Annotated in this window: 13 protein-coding genes; 9 read left to right on the top strand and 4 right to left on the bottom strand. The window is 62.1% G+C overall.

The genetic code is table 11. The features are described from left to right. Positions 1-61: 61 nt before the first annotated feature. Entirely contained in the window at positions 62-841 is a 780-nt protein-coding gene (locus WJU17_RS10745; protein ID WP_346327325.1) for an enoyl-CoA hydratase-related protein, read from the top strand. Between the two features lie 76 nt (positions 842-917). Here WJU17_RS10745 and WJU17_RS10740 read toward each other — a convergent pair whose 3' ends face one another. Genes WJU17_RS10740 through WJU17_RS10725 form a run of 4 tightly spaced genes read right to left on the bottom strand, consistent with a single transcriptional unit; the run spans position 918 to position 2733 of the window. Then, positions 918-1313, bottom strand: a complete 396-nt coding sequence (locus tag WJU17_RS10740; RefSeq protein ID WP_346327324.1) for an MAPEG family protein — start codon at positions 1311-1313, stop codon at positions 918-920. Further along, the gene (locus tag WJU17_RS10735; RefSeq protein WP_346327323.1) at positions 1310-1963 is read right to left on the bottom strand and encodes a flavin reductase family protein; all 654 of its coding nucleotides are present in this window, start codon (positions 1961-1963) and stop codon (positions 1310-1312) included. The genes WJU17_RS10740 and WJU17_RS10735 overlap by 4 nt, the downstream gene beginning before the upstream one ends. A 4-nt stretch (positions 1964-1967) precedes the next feature. After that, positions 1968-2219, bottom strand: coding sequence for a hypothetical protein (locus tag WJU17_RS10730; protein WP_346327322.1), 252 nt, complete (start codon positions 2217-2219; stop codon positions 1968-1970). 4 nt (positions 2220-2223) lie between these two features. Next, on the bottom strand, positions 2224-2733 hold the full coding sequence (locus WJU17_RS10725; protein WP_346327321.1) for a nuclear transport factor 2 family protein: 510 nt from the start codon (positions 2731-2733) through the stop codon (positions 2224-2226). Positions 2734-2995: 262 nt separating this feature from the next. Here WJU17_RS10725 and WJU17_RS10720 point away from each other — a divergent pair, with 262 nt between their 5' ends. The 8 genes from WJU17_RS10720 (at position 2996) to WJU17_RS10685 (ending at position 18705) form a co-directional block, all read left to right on the top strand. Next, entirely contained in the window at positions 2996-5482 is a 2487-nt protein-coding gene (locus tag WJU17_RS10720; RefSeq protein WP_346327320.1) for a TonB-dependent receptor, read from the top strand. A 268-nt stretch (positions 5483-5750) separates the two neighbouring features. After that, positions 5751-8312: a TonB-dependent receptor gene (locus WJU17_RS10715; protein ID WP_346327319.1), complete on the top strand. Its 2562-nt coding sequence runs from the start codon at positions 5751-5753 to the stop codon at positions 8310-8312. Between the two features lie 256 nt (positions 8313-8568). Next, the gene (locus tag WJU17_RS10710; RefSeq protein ID WP_346327318.1) at positions 8569-11106 is read left to right on the top strand and encodes a TonB-dependent receptor; all 2538 of its coding nucleotides are present in this window, start codon (positions 8569-8571) and stop codon (positions 11104-11106) included. A 236-nt stretch (positions 11107-11342) separates the two neighbouring features. Next, the gene (locus tag WJU17_RS10705; protein ID WP_346327317.1) at positions 11343-13892 is read left to right on the top strand and encodes a TonB-dependent receptor; all 2550 of its coding nucleotides are present in this window, start codon (positions 11343-11345) and stop codon (positions 13890-13892) included. Between the two features lie 234 nt (positions 13893-14126). Further along, positions 14127-16889 carry a TonB-dependent receptor gene (locus tag WJU17_RS10700; protein ID WP_346327316.1) on the top strand — a complete coding sequence of 921 codons (2763 nt, stop codon included), beginning with the start codon at positions 14127-14129 and terminating at the stop codon, positions 16887-16889. 111 nt (positions 16890-17000) lie between these two features. Continuing rightward, positions 17001-17537, top strand: a complete 537-nt coding sequence (locus tag WJU17_RS10695; protein ID WP_346327315.1) for a nuclear transport factor 2 family protein — start codon at positions 17001-17003, stop codon at positions 17535-17537. Continuing rightward, positions 17534-18058, top strand: a complete 525-nt coding sequence (locus WJU17_RS10690; protein WP_346327314.1) for a nuclear transport factor 2 family protein — start codon at positions 17534-17536, stop codon at positions 18056-18058. The genes WJU17_RS10695 and WJU17_RS10690 overlap by 4 nt, the downstream gene beginning before the upstream one ends. A 20-nt stretch (positions 18059-18078) precedes the next feature. Then, on the top strand, positions 18079-18705 hold the full coding sequence (locus WJU17_RS10685; RefSeq protein WP_346327313.1) for a nuclear transport factor 2 family protein: 627 nt from the start codon (positions 18079-18081) through the stop codon (positions 18703-18705). Positions 18706-18758: the final 53 nt, after the last annotated feature.

Raw genomic sequence — 18758 nt, 5'->3', positions numbered from 1 at the left:
GCCCCCCTCCGCAAGGAAAAATCGGCGGCGCGGCACCAGATCTCGCAACGGGGTAGCGTGCATGTCCAACTATGAATTCATCAAGACCGAACGCGACGGCAACCTGTTCATCCTGACCCTGAACCGTCCGGATGTCATGAATGCCTGCCATTCGCCCATGCACGAGGAAATGCAGACGGCGTTCAACGAGTTCGCGGCCGACGACGACCTGTGGGTCGCCATCGTCACAGGCGCGGGCGACCGGGCCTTCTCGGCCGGCAACGACCTGAAGTATCAGGCCGCCGGCGGCAAGCGCTGGAAGGTCGATACCGGCTTCGGCGGCATCACCTCGCGCTTCGACTTGTTCAAGCCGGTCATCGCGGCCGTCAACGGCGTCGCCATGGGCGGCGGCTTCGAGATCGCGCTGGCCTGCGACATCATCGTGGCGTCCGAAAAGGCCGTGTTCGCGCTACCGGAAGTGCGGGTCGGACTGATGGCCGGCGCCGGTGGCGTGCACCGCCTGCCGCGCACCATGCCGCTGAAGCAGGCCATGGGCATGATGCTCACCGGCAAGCGCATGAGCGCCGAGGACGGCCTGCGCATGGGCTTCGTCAACGAGGTCGCGCCTCATGACGAGCTGATGGCCGTCGCCCGTCGCTGGGCCGCCGAAATCCTCGAGGCCTCGCCCTTGTCGGTCCGTGCCACCAAGGAAGCGGTCTATAAGGGCTTCGACGCGCCGACCCTGGAAGAGGCCATCGATACGGTCTATCCCATGACCCAGAAGATGCGCGACAGCGAGGACTTCATCGAAGGTCCCAAGGCGTTCTCGGAAAAGCGCAAGCCCAACTGGAAGGGCCGGTAAGCAGCCGCCATTCGATCTGAAAAAGGGCGCGGCCCGCGAGGGTCGCGCCCTTTTCATTTCCGCGATAGCCGCTCGTCTAGAGGCGCGGCGCCAGCGCCAGATAGATCAGGCCGAAGCCCATGATCGACAGCAGCAGGAAGGTCGTCTGCGCGCCGATCAGCCGAGGATAGGTCGCGCCGGGATTGCCGCTGTAGCCCCAGGCATGCAGCAGGCGGGCGATCACCAGCGCCGCGCCCAGCACGTGGACCATGACGGTCGGCGCGCCGCCGGCTTCCAGCAGGTACAGCAGAATCAGCGCCAGCGGCACGTTCTCGACGAAGTTCGCCTGCACGCGCATGGTGGTGTCCGGTTTCCAGTCGGGCAATTTCTTGGCGTTGATGCGCGCCCACAGCACCTGGGTGGCCAGCGCGACCGCCAGCAGCCCCATGATGCCCGCATAGAGCATCGTCGCCGGTATGGCTCCCGTGTTCATCCCCGTTCGCTCCGCTTCTTGTCCCGTTCCGCCGCCCACACTCTGTAGTCGATGCGCGGCATGTCGAACGCGTCCCCTGTTTTCACGTACCAGCCACGTCCGTGCATGCGCCCGATCAGCTGCATGGCGGGTGCGTCCACGTAGAGTTTGTCCTTGTCGACGAACGCGTCGTCGATGTGCATGTAGAGCACCTCGCCGATCACCACCCGGTTGCCGGTGCCGACTTCCATGGTGGTCATGCGCTTGCACTCGAAGCTGACTGGCGATTCCTTGATCCATGGCGGCGTGACCAGCGTGCTGGGCATGGCCGTCAGGCCGGTCTCGGCCAGTTCGTCTTCCTCCGCCGGGAAATCCATGGCGCACAGGTTCATGTTCTGCGCGATGGACTCGCTGACCAGGCTGACGACGAACTCGCCGGTATCGCGGATGTTGTCGCCGGTGTCCTTGCGCGGCGCGTAGTCTGTCACCTCGAGCCCCAGCACCACCAGCGGCGGCTCGGCGCTCACGGCGTTGAAGAAGCTGAACGGCGCCGCGTTGACGATGCCATCCTTGCTGATGGTGGTGACGAGGGCGATGGGCCGGGGCACGATGGACGAGACCATCAGCTTGTAGCGGTCCATCCGCTCCATGGTCCGGAAATCGAACTCCATGGGATTACGCGCCCTGTCCGGTGATCAGGCTGTACGCCGCCAGCGCCGCGCCGCCGATCAGCAGCGTCAGGCCGATATAGCAGTACTGATCCAGCCAGAAGAGGCCGAACGCCTCGGGCGTGCCCTTCGGCGCCGTCGGTTGTGGGCCACGCTTCAGCTGCCGAGGCAATCCCTTCACGATGAAGATGCCGCCGCCCAGCCACATGCAGCCCAGCCCAATGATGATGCGCCAGGCGTACCAGTCGATCATGTCCATGGGATCAGCCGAAGATGCGGTCGTAATGGTCGTTGGGCGAACGCGCGCCCCGGTTCAGGCCGCCCAGCAATCCGGTGGTCCAGTTGCCGGTGGACGGAATGTTGTGGTTCCAGTCCATCACGTAGAAGCGACTCTTGATCTTCCATTCACCGCCGCGCTTCTCGAAGTGGTCGAGATAGCGGCCGCCCACGAGCATGTCCGTCAGGACACCCTCGGCGTTCTTGAGCAGGTGATAGGCCAGGCAATAGGTTTCGCCCGTCGCCTTGTCGCCATCGACCTCGATGAGGTGATTGCCGATGGTGTGCATGGTGCGTTCCATCTGGCTGATCCCGGCCACGCAGTTCTCGGCCCAGGTCATTGCGTCCAGTTCCTGGTCGCTGTAATTGCAGGTGGCATCCGGCCAGAAGGTCGATTTCAGCACGGCCAGGTCGCAGCGATCCACGCCGTGGCAATAGCGGCTCATGGTCGAATAGATTTCGATGTGGTCCAGTGCGCGTTGCGCGGCGTCGGACATGGTTCCCTCCCCTAATAGTCCCGGTCGACGTGGCCGAAGCCTAGCCTGCTGGGGGAGACCGCGCAAAGAAAACAAAAAAAGCGTTGGAGAATATTTTTTATCTTGGACTTCGGTAACATCGCGGTGCTAAACCGCCTGTGTCTCAGGACCAGAAGGTAAAAGCCCAGGATCGAAAATCCAGGCCTGCGACGGGATGAAACGAAGAACCCGCCTGGCGGGATTCCGAAGGGGATACACAGTGAAACATCATAGGCGAGTACTCATGCTTGCTGCGTCGGCGACTGCCCTGTGCATGGGCAGCGCGTGGGCGCAGGACACGGCGGCTCCGGCCGCGCCGCCGGCCGAAGGCCAGAGCGGCAGCATCTTCAGCCAGCGCGGCCAGATCGAGCAGGTCACGGTCCAGTCGCAAAAGCGCGCTGAATCCGAACAGTCCGTGCCGCTGCCCGTCACCGCGCTGTCCGGCGTGGCGCTCGAGCGCAAGTTCGCGGTCAATCTGGAAGATCTCAACAATTCGGTGCCGGCGGTACAGCTGTCGCATGTGGGCCTGTTCCACCACGCGGCCGCGTTCACCATCCGTGGCATCGCGACCTCGGGCATCGAAAGCTTCGACGACCCGCACGTCGCCGTCTTCATCGACAACGTCTACCAGGCGCGCAACGCCTGGGCGCTGTCCAACATGCTGGATATCGAGGCGGTCGAAATCATGCGTGGCCCACAGGGCACGCTGTACGGCCGTAACGCCTATGCCGGCGCCGTGGCGGTCCGCACCAACAAGCCGGACATGGTCGACTATGGCGGGAAGGCGAGCCTCGAGATCGCCAATGCGGGCAAGCTGGTCGTCGGCCTGGTCGGCAACGTGCCGATCGTCGAGGACAAGGTGGCGTTCCGCATGGCGTCCCAGTTCTACAAGTTCGGCGGTTTCTGGAAGAACAGCGGCTACGATCCGGTCACCGACACCATCGACGAGGATCTGGCCGGCACGCGCCACGGCGGCGACAAGTACGTCTACTTCCGTCCTAGCCTGCGCTTCACGCCCAATGACTCGCTCGACGTCACCTTCCAGGGCGAGATCATCCGCCAGCGCGGCGACGGCACCGTGGCGATCAACGGTCTGTTCGACCCGCGCACGCCCAGCAATGGCAATTGCGGTGGTCCGAGCACGGTCGGCACGCCGACGGCCTTCAACTGCAACACCAGCGTGTTCGAGGCGCTGTATCCGCCGGACGGTCTCGCCAAGAATCCCTTCGGCGATGGCACGATCGGCGAGAAGGGCGACGGCAGCGATCCCTATGTGATCGGCCGGAACCTGCGCAACGACAACACGGACGTGAACAGCTACAACTTCACCGCCAACGCGTCCTACAATGTCGACTTCGGTACGTTCAACCTGACGACCAACTACGCGAAGCAGGGCAGCGAGATCGGCACCGACACGGACGGCACCAATGTCGATCTGTTCAGCTCGGTCCGCTACGAGGATTACAAGACGTTCCAGACCGAGTTCAACTTCGTCTCGGACTTCTCGGACACGGTCGATGTGATCGCCGGCTTCTTCTACCTGAAGGACCAGTATCAGGTCGGCCAGATCCTCTACACGCCGGGCATCGGCGAGTTCACGCCCGACAATCCGGGCCTCAGCTTCGGCACCAACGGTCAGGACCGCAAGACCTGGGCCGCGTATGTCCAGGGCGAATATCACTTCACCGACCGTCTGAGCGCGGTCGCCGGTGTGCGCTATTCGTGGGAAAAGAAGTACAACGTCTTCGGCACGCCGATCACCACCATCGCGGCGCAGGGTATTCCGGCGGGCGTGGACTTCAGCGAATACCCCACGGGTCCGAACTCGCTGCGTCTTGGCCCCATCGAGGACACCTGGGACAGCTTCGCGCCGCGCGTCGGCCTGAACTTCCAGGCCACCGATGACATCCTGCTGTTCGCCTTCTGGCAGCGCGCGTTCAAGTCCGGCGGTTTCGTCAACAACGCCGCGACCCAGAACACGTTCGAATCGCCCTACGGCCAGGAGCGGATCGACAATTACGAAATCGGCATGAAGAGCGAATGGTTCGACCGTGCCCTGCGCGTCAATGTGAACGCCTACTATCAGGATCACACCGGCCTGCAGCGCCAGATCATCCGTCCGGCCAACATTCCCAGCGGCCAGGAAACCTTCACCACCAATGCCGCGGACGCCCGCGCCTATGGCGTCGAGCTGGAAGTATCGGTCATTCCCACCGACGGTCTGACCATCAACGGCAACCTCGGCTACAACAACATCAAATATACCAGCTTCTGCGCCGATCTGGACGGCCCGGAAACCACCGCGACGCCGGCCAGCGGCCGGACGCCCTGCGGCGCGGTCGAGCTGACCCCGGCCGGCTTCATCGTCGACGTGGACTACTCGGACCTGCGTCTCAACTATGCGCCGCGGTTCACCGCCAATCTGGGCTTCACCTACGATTTCCCCATCGGGAACATGGGTAACCTCAGCTTCGGCACCAACCTGGGCTACACCTCGAAGATGGCGACCCAGGTCCAGAACGCGCCGCGCACCGACCGCCGCTCCATGCTGCTGGTCGATGCGTCGCTGAACTGGGAGGCACCGAACGGCCAGTACCGCGTGTCCGTCTGGGGCAAGAACCTGACCAACGAGATCGAGCGTCTGAGCTCGACCCCGGTCTCGCAGCTGTTCACGTTCGAGCACGCGACCCGGCCGCGGACCTACGGCGTCACCATGACGGCCGACTTCTAGAACCCGGTCACACGATCTTCACGACTCCTCGGGCCGGCGGAAACGCCGGCCCTTTTTTATGGGTCTGGCGCGGGCGAAGGGCTGTTGCAGAACTGCAACGCTTTTCAACCAACACTGCTTATTAAAAGCTGTGTAGACGAATAATGTTTTGCCGACATTAGACCCGAGTGTAGAAATCCAGATCAACGAATCAAAAAAACAAACGATCGATACGCGACTGGGGGGCTCGCTACACGACTCTCCCGTCGGCAACAACAGGGGAGTGCTCGTGAAGAAAACCATTCCAGTCATCTCATTGGCGATCGCCACGGCCATGGCCGCCGGCACCGCACACGCGCAGGACGCGGCGCCTGCGGAAAATAACAGCCTGTTCTCTCAGCGCGGCGGTATCGAAACCGTCATTTCCTCGGCCCAGAAGAAAGAGGAATCGGTTCAGGAAGTTCCGCTGCCCGTGACCGCGTTCTCCAGCGAGGCGATCGAGCGCCGGTTCGCCGTCAACCTGGAAGACCTGAACAAGCTGGCCCCGTCGGTCCAGCTTCAGTCGGTCGGCCTGTTCCATGGTTCGTCGTCCTTCACCGTTCGCGGCATCGGCACGTCGGGCGTCGAGAGCTTCGACGATCCTCACGTCGCCGTGTTCATCGACGGCGTCTACCAGCCGCGTAACGCCTGGGCGCTGGGCAATCTGCTCGACGTCGAGACGGTGGAAATGCTCCGCGGTCCGCAGGGCACCATCTACGGCCGCAACGCCTATTCGGGCGCCATCACGCTGACCACGATGAAGCCGGACACCAGCGAATACAGCGGCAAGGCGAGCCTGCAATACGGCAACCCGGGCAAGCTGATCGTCAGCCTGGTCGGCAACCTGCCGATCGTGGAAGACAAGTTCGCCATGCGTCTGGCCACGCAGTTCTACAAGGATGACGGCTTCTACCGGAACGATGGCGTCATCGTCGAAGGTGTCGTCGGCGGCCAGACCATTACCAGCATCGATCCCGATCTGGAAGGCCAGCGGCTGCAGGGCAACAAGTACGTCTACTTCCGCCCCAGCTTCCGCCTGACGCCGAACGACGCGCTCGACATCACGCTGACCACCGAGTTCATCCGTCAGCGCGGCGACGGCACCCTGTCGCTGAATCCGTCCTACGATCCGCGTACGCCCGCCAACACCAATTGCGGCGGTGCTGGTACGGTCGGTACGCCGACGGCCTATAACTGCAACACCAGCCTGTTCGAAGTGCTGTATCCGGGCCTGAACCAGAACTATTTCGGCGATGGCCGTCTGGGCATCGACCGCGACAAGGACGCCGATCCGTACCGTGTGGGCTACAGCTTGCCGTACAATAACAGCGACCTGAACAGCTACATGGCGACCTTGAACGCCGCCTACACCACCGACTTCGGTACGTTCAGCTTCCTCGGCAACTACGCCTGGCAGCGTTCGGTCATCAACACCGACACGGACGGCACCAACCTCAACTTCTTCGCCTCGACCCGTTTCGAGGATTACGAGACCTATCAGTTCGAAACCCACTTCGTGTCCGACTTCTCGGATACCATCGACCTGATCGCCGGTCTGTTCTACCTGTACGACACCTACCAGCTGGGTCAGCTGCTGTGGACGCCGGGCATCGGCGACTTCACCTATGACAATCCCGGCATGGCCGAATTCCAGAATGGCCAGGAGCGCAAGACCTGGGCCGCCTACGCCCAGATGGAATGGCACTTCACCGATCAGCTGAGCGCCGTCGCCGGTATCCGCTATTCGTGGGAAAAGAAGTTCAACGTCTATTCCGTGCCGAACAACACCGTCCGGAACCAGGGCCTCGACCCGAATTCCGACTGGTCCAAGTTCCCGATCGGCGATCCCAGCAATTTCTGCAGCCCCATCGGCACCAAGGGTACCGCCGCCGCGCCTTGCGTCGCCTACTGGGGTCCGGTCGACAACAGCTGGGACAATTTCGCGCCCCGCGTCGGCCTGAACTACAAGGTCAACGACGACGTGATGCTGTTCGCTTTCTGGCAGCGCGCCTACAAGTCGGGCGGCTTCGTCAACAACGCCTCCGAATACAGCACCTTCGTGCAGCCCTTCGGTGAAGAGCTGATCGACAATTTCGAAGGCGGCTTCAAGACCGAATGGTTCGACAGCCGGCTGCAGTTCAACGGTAACATCTACTACCAGAAGCTGAAGGGCCTGCAGCGTCAGGTCATCCGCCCGGCCAACAACACCACGGGCCAGGAAACCTTCATCACCAACGCCGCCGATGCCCGCTCCTATGGCGTCGAACTGGAAATGGTGCTGATTCCGACCGATGGTCTGACCATCAACGCCAACATGGCCTACAACAACATCAAGTACACCAGCTACTGCGCCGATCTGGACGGCCCCGAGCCGACCCAGAACCCGGCCAGCGGTCGCGAAGTCTGCGGCGATCGCACCCAGCTTCCCAACAACAGCTGGATCGTCGCCACCAACTACAAGGATACCGCGCTCACCTTCGCGCCGAAGCTGATCGCCAACCTGGGTTGGACCTATGACTTCCCGATCGGGGACATGGGCAACATGAGCATCGGCCAGAGCTTCGGTTACACGTCGAAGATGGTCGTCGCCGGCAACGCGGATCTGCCGCGCGCCGACCGCCGCTCCATGCTGCTGATCGACGCCCAGATCAGCTGGGAATCGCCGAACAGCATGTACCGCGTCTCTGTGTGGGGTAAGAACCTGACCAACGAGATCGAACGTCTGTCGATGACCCCCGTGTCGAACCTGTTCGCCTTCGAGCAGGGCACTCGTCCGCGGACCTATGGCATCACCCTGACGGCCGACTTCTAAGACTTGAGCTTCATCGGGGAAGGGCCGCTAAGGTCCTTCCCCTACGTCTTTAACGCCGGCGGAAACGCCGGCGTTTTTGCGTCCGATCATGTTTGCACCGGAGTATAAAAACAATCCAATAAGACTAAAAAAGTTCATCATGTTTGTATTGAAAAACTAGATCGCGATATGTGAATGTCCCGCCGCTCAAAAATAATAATCTCGGCAGGCAGGGACATGAGAAGCCCGCTTGCCGCGCAGCAAGGGAGGTTGCTCAATGTCACGAAGCAAACCGATCGTGCCGCTCGCCATGGCCTTGGCCATGATGGGTGGTTCAGCGATCGCACAGGATGCCGCACCGGCGGAGAAGCAGGAAAACACCAGCCTGTTCTCCCAGCGCGGCGGCATCGAAACCGTCGTCTCGCAGGCGCAAAAGCGCGAAGAATCCGTTCAGGAAGTGCCGGTCCCCGTCACGGCCTTCTCGGGCGAGGCGATCGAACGCAAGTTCGCCGTCAACCTGGAAGACCTGAACAAGGCCGCCCCGGCTGTCCAGTTGCAGCATGTCGGCCTGTTCCACAACGCCTCGGCGTTCACCATCCGAGGCATCGGCACGTCAGGCATCGAAAGCTTCGACGATCCCCATACCGCGCTGTTCATTGACGGCGTGTACCAGGCTCGTAACGCCTGGGCGCTGTCGAACCTGCTCGACATTGAAGCGGTGGAAATGCTGCGCGGTCCTCAGGGCACGATCTATGGCCGCAACGCCTATTCAGGTGCCATCACGCTGCGGACCAAGAAGCCGGACACCAGCGAATACGCCGGCAAGGCCAGCTTGCAATACGGTAATCCGGGCAAGCTGATCGTCAGCCTCGTCGGCAATCTGCCGGTCGTCGAGGACAAGTTCGCCATGCGCCTCGCCACCCAGTTCTACAAGGATGATGGCTTTTACCGGAACAACGGCATCGTGGTTGATGGCGTGGTCGGCGGTCAGACCATCACTCACATCGATCCTGAACTGGAAGGCCAGCGCATCCAGGGCAACAAGTATGTCTACTTCCGGCCCAGCTTCCGTTTCACGCCCAATGACGCGCTCGATGTCACCATTACCGGCGAAGTCATCCGTCAGCGCGGCGACGGCACGGTGTCGCTGAACGCCCAGTACGATCCGCGCACGCCGTCCAACGGCAATTGCGGCGGTGCGTACACGTCGGTCGGGTTCAACTGCAACAAGAGCGTGTTCGAGGCCCTCTATCCGCCGAACGGTCTCTCGGTGAATCCCTTCGGCGACGGTCTTACCGGCGACAAGGGAGATGGCAGCGATCCGTTCCGCGTCGGCTACAACCTGCCGGCCGGTAACGACAGCGACCTGAACAGCTACAACCTGACCATGAACGCCGACTACACCACCGATTTCGGCACGTTCAGCTTCACCGGCAACTACGGCTGGCAGCGCAGCGTCATCCTGACCGACACGGACGGCACCAACCAGGACATCTTCTCCTCGGGCCGCTTCGAAGACTACAAGACCTACCAGTTCGAAGCGCATTTCGTGTCGGACTTCTCCGAAACCATCGACATGATCGCCGGTGTCTTCTACCTGTGGGATCAGTACCATGTCGGCCAGATCCTCTGGACGCCGGGCCAGGCGCCCTTCGTGCTGAACGAAGGCCGCATGTCCTATTTCCAGAACGGCCAGGACCGCAAGACCTGGGCTGCGTATACGCAGTTCGAATATCACGTCACCGACCAGCTCAGCGCCGTCGCCGGTGTGCGTTATTCCTGGGAAAAGAAGTACGACATCTTCGCGGTGCCGAACACGTCGGTCGCCAGCCAGGGGCTCGATCCCAACTCCGACTGGAGCAAGTTCCCCATCGGCCCGAACTCGGTATTCTTCGGCCCGCAGGAAGACAGCTGGGATAATTTCGCGCCCCGCGTCGGCCTGAACTACAAGGTCACCGACGATATCCTGCTGTTCGCCTTCTGGCAGCGCGCCTACAAGTCGGGCGGTTTCGTCAACAACGCCGCGACCATCACCACCTTCAACGATCCCTTCGGCGAAGAACTGATCGACAATTTCGAAGGAGGCTTCAAGACCGAATGGCTCGATAGCCGTCTGCAGTTGAACGGTAACATCTACTATCAGAAGCTGAAGGGTCTGCAGCGCCAGATCATCCGCCCCGCCAACAACCTGTCGGGCCAGGAAACCTACATCAGCAACTCGGCCGATGCCCGCTCCTACGGCTTCGAGCTCGAACTGGTCGCGGTACCGGTCGACGGTCTGACGCTGAACGCCAATATCGGCTACAACAACATCAAGTACACCAATTACTGCGCCGATCTGGACGGCCCGGAAAACACGCCGGTTCCCGCCAGCGGCCGCGCCGTTTGCGGCAGCACCACCGCGGTGCCGGCCGTGATCGGTGGCCAGGCCATCACCCAGTATCTGGTCGAGGCCGACTATTCGGACCTGCCGCTGGCTTTCGCCCCGAAAGTGATCGCCAATTTGGGCTTCACCTATGATTTCCCCATCGGGGACATGGGCAACATCAGCCTGGGCGCCAGCGCCGGTTACACCTCCAAGATGGCCGTGACGGCCGTGCCGATCAACCCGCGCACCGACCGTCGCCCGCTGCTCCTGCTCGACGCCCAGATCAGCTGGGAGTCGCCGGACAGCAAGTACCGTGTGTCGATCTGGGGCAAGAACCTGAATAACGACATCGAACGTCTCAGCGTGACTCCCGTGTCCTCGCTGTTCGCCTTCGAGCAGGGCACCCAGCCGCGTACCTACGGCATCACCATGACCGCCGACTTCTAGATCGCGGAACAGGCGGCTTTCGGGCCCTTGTGTGGAGAAGCGCCGGCGGCAACGCCGGCGCTTTTTCTTTGCCAGTCGGCAATAAAATGACGTCTGTCTGTTTTAAACCATGATGTTTGTTTTTATTGCTGTAAATGGCGCGGCTGTGGCAGAGTCGCTCCATCGGCCAAGCGACAAGCATAACCGCGCCCAGGTTCGGGGGAGTCTGGCGCAACCAAAAACGGGGAGGTTGAAGAATGAGACATCGGCTCGCGTTTTTTATATCGGCGTCTGCGTTCGCCATGGCGGCGACCGGCGCCTTCGCACAGGATAATCCGCCGGCGGACTCCGGTGGTCAAAGCGGCAGCCTGTTCTCGCAGCGCGGCGGCATCGAAACCGTCATTTCCTCGGCCCAGAAGAAAGAGGAGTCGGTTCAGGAAGTGCCGATCCCGGTGACGGCGTTCTCCAGCGACGCCATCGAGCGCAAGTTCGCGGTAAACCTCGAGGACCTGAACAAGCTGGCGCCGTCGGTCCAGTTGCAGACCGTGGGCCTGTTCCACAACGCATCCTCGTTCACCGTCCGCGGCATCGGCACGTCGGGCATCGAAAGCTTCGACGACCCGCATGTGGCCATCTTCATCGACGGCGTCTATCAGCCGCGCAACGCGTGGGCGGTGGCAAACCTGCTCGACGTGGAGTCGGTGGAAATGCTGCGCGGCCCGCAGGGCACCATCTACGGCCGAAACGCCTATTCGGGCGCCATCACGCTGACCACCAACAGGCCGGATACCAGCGAGTACAGCGGCAAGGCGAGCCTGCAATACGGCAATCCCGGCAAGCTGGTCGTCAGTCTGATCGGCAACATTCCGGTCGTGCAAGACAAGTTCGCCATGCGACTTGCCAGCCAGTTCTACAAGGACAACGGCTTCTACAAGAACGACGGCTACGATCCCATCACCCAGACCGTCGACGAAGACCTGAAGGGAACCCGGATCCAGGGCAACAAGTTCGTCTATTTCCGGCCCAGTTTCCGGTTCACGCCGAACGATGCGCTCGACGTCACGCTGACCACCGAGTTCATTCGCCAGCGCGGTGATGGCACCATATCGCTCAATCCATCCTACGACCCGCGCACGCCCTCCAACCCGCTATGCGGCGGCGTCGGCACGCCCACGGCCTACAACTGCAACACCAGCCTGATGGAAGTGCTTTATCCCGGGTTGACCAAGAACTACTTCGGCGACGCCGAACTGGGAATTCCCAAGGACAAGAATAACGATCCTTACGAGGTCGGCTACAATCTGCCGTACAACAATTCCGACCTGAACAGCTATACCGCGACGCTGAACGCCGACTACACCACCAATTTCGGTACGTTCAGCTTCCTGGCGAACTACCAGCACCAGCGCGACGCGATCAATACCGACACGGACGGCACCAACATCGACTTCTTCGCGTCGACCCGGTTCCAGACCTACGAAACCTATCAGTTCGAAACCCACTTCGTGTCGGACTTCTCCGAGACCATCGACCTGATCGCCGGCCTGTTCTACCTGTATGACAGCTATCAGCTGGGCCAGATTCTGTGGACTCCGAACATTGGCCGCTTCACCTACGACAATCCGCTGATGTCCTATTTCCAGAACGGCCAGGACCGCAAGACCTGGGCGGCCTATGCCCAGTTCGAGCTGCACATCACCGACCAGTTGAGCGCCGTCGCCGGTGTCCGCTATTCGTGGGAGAAAAAGTACAACATCTTCTCGGCCCCGAACAATTCGGTCGTCAACCAAGGCCTCGACCCGAACTCCGACTGGACGCGGTTCCCGACCAACTCCAGCGCGCCTGACTGTTCGCCTGTCGGCTCATTGGGCACGACCGCCAATCCTTGCTATGCCTTCTGGTCCAATCCGGACGGCGACACCTGGGACAATTTCGCCCCCCGCGTCGGCCTGAACTACAAGGTCAACGACGACGTGATGCTGTTCGCCTTCTGGCAGCGTGCCTACAAGTCGGGCGGCTTCGTCAACAACGCCTCGGCCTACACCACCTTCGTCGGCTCGCCCTATGGCGAAGAGTTGATCGACAACTTCGAAGGCGGCTTCAAGACCGAATGGTTCGACAGCCGGCTGCAGTTCAACGGTAACATCTACTATCAGAAGCTGAAGGGCCTGCAGCGCCAGGTCATCCGCCCGGCCAACAACCCGTCCGGCCAGGAGACGTTCATCTCCAACAATGCCGACGCCCGCGCCTACGGTGTCGAGCTGGAAATGGTCCTGATTCCGACCGATGGTCTGACCATCAACGCCAACATGGCCTACAACGACATCAAGTACACCAACTACTGCGCCGATCTGGACGGCCCGGAACCATTCGCGACCCCGGCTAACGGCCGCGACCTTTGTGGCCCCGGCTCCACTCAGTTGCCGAACGGTACTTGGATCGCGTTCACCGATTTCAGTGACCTCAAGCTGGGCTTCGCGCCCAAGCTGATCGCCAACCTGGGCTGGACCTATGACTTCCCGATCGGAGACATGGGGAATATCAGCATCGGCAACAGCTTCAGCTATACCTCGAAGATGGCGACCTCGGGCGTGTTCCTGCCTCGGTCGGACCGCCGTTCCATGCTGCTGGTCGATGCCCAGATCAGCTGGGAATCACCGAACAGCAAGTACCGTGTCTCGGTCTGGGGCAAGAACCTGACCAACGACATCCAGCGTCTGTCGGTCACCCCGGTGGCGTTCCTGTTCTCGTTCGAGCAGGCCACCCGTCCCCGGACCTACGGCATCACGCTGACCGCGGACTTCTAGACAAGAGGGGAGGGGCGGCCGGATCTGAGCCTGATCCGGCCTTTCCTGAAAGGGCGCCGGTGGCAACACCGGCGCCTTTTTCTGTCCCGGCCAAGAAAAAGTCGAACGCGCTGATTTTTGATTGGCGCGCCTTTGAGGAACGTGTGACAATTTTCGCGTTTTGGGGAGTCGTCAAGCTGTAGCACGCGGGACGGTCAAGGGAGAGATGGTCCCGCTTTAGGGGAGACATCTGTCATGAAACGTGGATTTTCGAGACTCGGCGCGGCCTTTCTGGCCGCGCTCTGGAGTTCCGCTGCCTTTGCCCATGTGACTGGTTTTGATACCGGATTTCCGCCGGGCGATTTGCGGGATGGCGCCGTTGTCCTGCCTTCGGGCGAACGGGTGCCGGTTCTGGGCAAGGCCGATTGCGAAAGCCGGAAACGGCCCGGCGACCGCTGCGAGGGCGGCACCTATTTCATCGTGACCGACACGCCGCTGCCTGCCGGCACGGCGTTGCCCTACACCGGCACCGTCGCCGGCAGGCAGGTCTCGGGCACCGCCCGGATCGGTACGGCGGGCGCGGCGGTGGCCTCGGCGCTGGCCGAGCGCAGCGGCAGCATTTTCAGCCAGCGCTCGCAGGTCGAGCAGGTCACCGTCCAGGCACAGAAAAAGGAGGAATCCCAGCAATCGGTGCCGCTGCCGGTCTCGGCGTTTTCCGGCGCCGCGCTCGAGCGCAAGTTCGCCACCGATCTCGAGGACCTCAACAAGGCCGCGCCCAGCGTCCAGCTGCAGCATGTGGGCCTTTTCCAGCATGCGGCCGCCTTCACCATCCGCGGCATCGCCACCGGCGGCATCGAAAGTTTCGACGATCCCCACTCGGCGGTGTTCATCGACGGCGTCTACCAGGCGCGCAATGCCTGGGCGCTGTCCAACATGCTGGACGTGGAAGCGGTCGAGATCACCCGCGGTCCTCAAGGCACCATCTACGGCCGCAATGCCTTCGCCGGCGCCATCGTGGTCCGCACCCAGAAGCCGGAGATGACCGAGTTCGGCGGCAAGGCCAGCCTGCAGGTCGCCAACGCGGGATCGTTCATCGTCGGCCTCGTCGGCAACATGCCAATCGTCGAGGACAAGGTCGCCTTCCGGATGGCGTCGCAGTTCCTGAAGTTCAGCGGCTATTACAAGAATGACGGGGTGATCATCGATTCCGCGCCATTCACGCCCGTGGTCAGCCATATCGACGAGGATTTGAAGGGTACGCGCCTCGGCGGCGACCAGTATGTGTATTTCCGCCCGAGCGTCCGCTTCACGCCCAACGACGCGCTCGACGTGACAGTCACCGGCGAGATCATCCGCGAACGGGGCGACGGCTCGCCCGCCCTCAACGCCCTGTACGATCCCCGGACCCCGTCGAATCCCTTCTGCGGCGCCACGGGCACGCCGGCCGCCTTCAACTGCAACACCAGCTTTTTCGAGGCGCTCTACCCGACCAGCGGCCTGTCGCGCAATCCGTTCGGCGATGGTGGCACGGGCGAGCCGGGCGACGGCAGCGACCCGCACGTCACCGGCTGGAACTTCTCGCCCAACGCCAACGACCTCAACAGCTACAACGTGACCATGAATGCCGATTACACCACCAGCTTCGGCACCTTCTCGCTGACGGCCAATTACGCCAAGCAGCGCAGCGCGATCTACACGGACACGGACGGCACCAATGTGGATCTGTTCTCGTCGGTGCGTTTCGAGGACTACAAGACCTACCAGACCGAATTCCACTTCGTGTCGGACTTCTCCGACACCTTCGACATGATCGTCGGCGTGTTCTACCTGTGGGACCAATATCAGGTCGGCCAGAAGCTCTACACGCCCAATATCGGCCCGTTCACCATCGACAATCCGCTCCAGAGCTTCGGCACCAATGGCCAGGATCGCAAGACCTGGGCCGCCTATATTCAGGGCGAGTATCACGTCACGCCTGCGTTGAGCCTGATCGCCGGCATCCGCTATTCCTGGGAAAAGAAGTACAAGGTCTTCGGCACCCCGATCACCGACATCATCTCGCAGGGTATTCCGGGTGACTCGGACTTCAGCCGGTTTCCTACGGGTCCCGGCTCCCTGTTGTTCGGCCCCATCGAGGACACGTGGGACAATTTCGCTCCGCGCGTCGGCCTGAACTATCAGCTCAACGACGATATTCTGCTGTTCGCGTTCTGGCAGCGTGCCTTCAAGTCCGGCGGCTTCGTCAACAACGCGGCGACCGAACTCACCTTTGCCTCGCCCTATGGCGAGGAGCGGGTGGACAATTTCGAGGGCGGCATCAAGAGCGACTGGTTCGACCGCGCCCTGCGCGTCAACGCCAACGTGTATTATTCCAAGTACAAGGGATTGCAGCGGCAGATCATCCGCCCCGCCGCCACGCCCAGCGGGCAGGAGACCTTTACCACCAACGCCGCCGATGCCCGCTCCTACGGTATCGAACTGGAGGTGACGGCCATTCCTGTCGATGGCCTGACCCTGACCGGCAACATCGGTTACAACGACATCAAGTACACCCGCTTTTGCGCCGACCTCGACGGTCCTGAAGCCACGGCCGTGCCCGCCAGCGGCCGCGCGGTCTGCGGCGATGTCACGCTGACCGCCATCGGCGAATATCTCGTCGATGCCGACTACAGCGACCTGGATATCGGCAGCGCGCCGAAGGTGATCGCCAATCTGGGCTTCACCTACGACTTTCCCATTGGCGACATGGGCAATCTCAGTATCGGCTCCAACGTCAACTACACCTCCGCCATGACCCGCAACCAGAGCGTCGGCCGCCTCGACCGCCGGGCCATGCTGCTGGTCGATGCCGCGATCAACTGGGAATCGCCCAGCGGCATGTACAAGGTCTCGCTCTGGGGCAAGAATCTCACCAACGACGTGGAGCGCCTCAGCTCGACGCCGGTGGCTTTCCTGTTCGCCTTCGAGCACGCGACCCGTCCGCGCACCTATGGCATCACCCTGACCGCCGACTTCTAGAAGCGGTTCTTTCCCCGGGCGCCGGCCGCGACGCCGGCGCCCGTTTCTTTGGTGCTTGCAGTGCATCCGGTGCCGGGTATCCTCGGTTCCTGGGGAAACGGGAGAAACCTCATGACCGATACGAACGCGCGCCTGCTGGCGCTCGCGGACAAGCAGGACATTGCCGAAGTGCTGTATCGCTACGCGCGCGGCTGCGACCGGGCGGACGAGGCGGCGCTGCGCTCGTGCTTTCATCCGGACTCGCGGCACAATCACGGCATGTTCGAGGGATTGTCATGGGATTTCGTCGACCGGGCGATCGCCATCTGCCGGCCTCTCAAGGCCTGCAAGCACATGATCAGCAACGTGATGATCGAACTGGATGGCGACAGGGCCGTGTCCGAATGCCATTTCTGGGCCCATCACCGCCGTGTCGACGACAAGACTGGCGCCGAGGAGGATTTCTTCACCGGCGGCCGCTACCTGGACCGGCTCGAGCGCCGCGACGGTGTCTGGAAGATCATCAGCCGAACCGGTGTCGCCGATTTCGAGCGTTTCGACGCGCCGTCAGACCGCGTCATGTGGACCATGCCGGCGGCCAAGATCGGCGGCAAACATCCCGATGATCCCATCTACGCGATGGTCGCCGACCTGGGAGACGGCCGGTGAACCGTGACGCGCGGATCGAGGCGCTCCTGGACAAGCAGGCGATCACCGAGCTGTCCTATCGCTATTCCCGCGCCTGCGATCGCCTCGACCGGGAGCTGCTGGAATCGGTCTACTGGCCTGACGGTACCGACGATCACGGCGCCTTCGTCGGCAGCGCGCCCGACTACGTGGACTGGGTGATGGGGCTGCTCTCCGGATGGACGGCCGTGCACCATGACAACACCAATATCCTGATCGATCTCGATGGCGACACGGCCACCGGGGAAGTGCACTGGACCGGCTACTATTCCTATCCGGTCGGCGGCGTGTCTCACGACCACTTGGCGGTGGGTCGTTATATCGACAGGTACGAGCGCCGGGGCGGGGAATGGCGCATCAAGCACCGCACCTGCCTCAGCGACTGGAGCCGGATCGAGCCCGGCGCCGACTGGCGTACCGATCCGGCGCGCAGCCGCCTCGCGGGAAAGCGCAAGCCGCATGACCTGCTGTACCAGGCGCGCACGCTGGGCGCGGCCGATTAAATTCGTAACGGGGAAACGCCATGACCATCGACCACATGCTGCAGGCCGGACGCGTGCCCGCCGTCGCCGATCCGCATCTGCAGCTGCTGCTGGACAAGCAGGCCTGCGCCGAAGTGATGATGACCTATTGCCGCGCCATCGATCACCGCGACGAGGAATTGCTGCGCAGCTTGTTTCATCCCGGCTCGCAGCATCGGCACGGTTTCATCGGCCCATCCTCGGACCCGTCGCGGCCCTCCGCGCCGGGCGCGCCGGGTGATTTCGTCGCCTACGCGCTGGGCGTGCTCGCGACCCACACGCGCACCCACCACCAGCTCGGCAACATCTTCATCGAGGTCGAGGCCGGCGGGACCGTCGCCTATACCGAGGCCTACTTCACCGCCTATCACCGGCTGCGCCCCAAGGCTGATCCGCTGGCATCGCCCACCGCGTACGATACGGAAATGGATGTCTGGGTCGGCGGGCGCTACATGGACCGGATGGAAAAGCGCGACAATGTCTGGAAGATCACCAACCGCACCGGCCTGACCGACTGGCAGCGCATTGAATCGCCCTCATCGCAGGGCTTCCATGCCATTCCGCAGGAAATCCGCATGCAGCAGAACCGTGAAGACTTCTTGTACCACAGGCGCGCGTTCTACGGCTGATTCGCTGCGTTTTCCTGCAAACAAACAATGTTGATGGAGATTCCTTTGCTATG

This window comes from Iodidimonas sp. SYSU 1G8 (genome assembly GCF_039655775.1).
Taxonomy (GTDB): Bacteria; Pseudomonadota; Alphaproteobacteria; order SMXS01; family SMXS01; genus RI-34.
The sequence above is the reverse complement of the archived record's forward strand: the minus strand, read 5'-3'. Positions and strand labels throughout refer to the sequence as shown.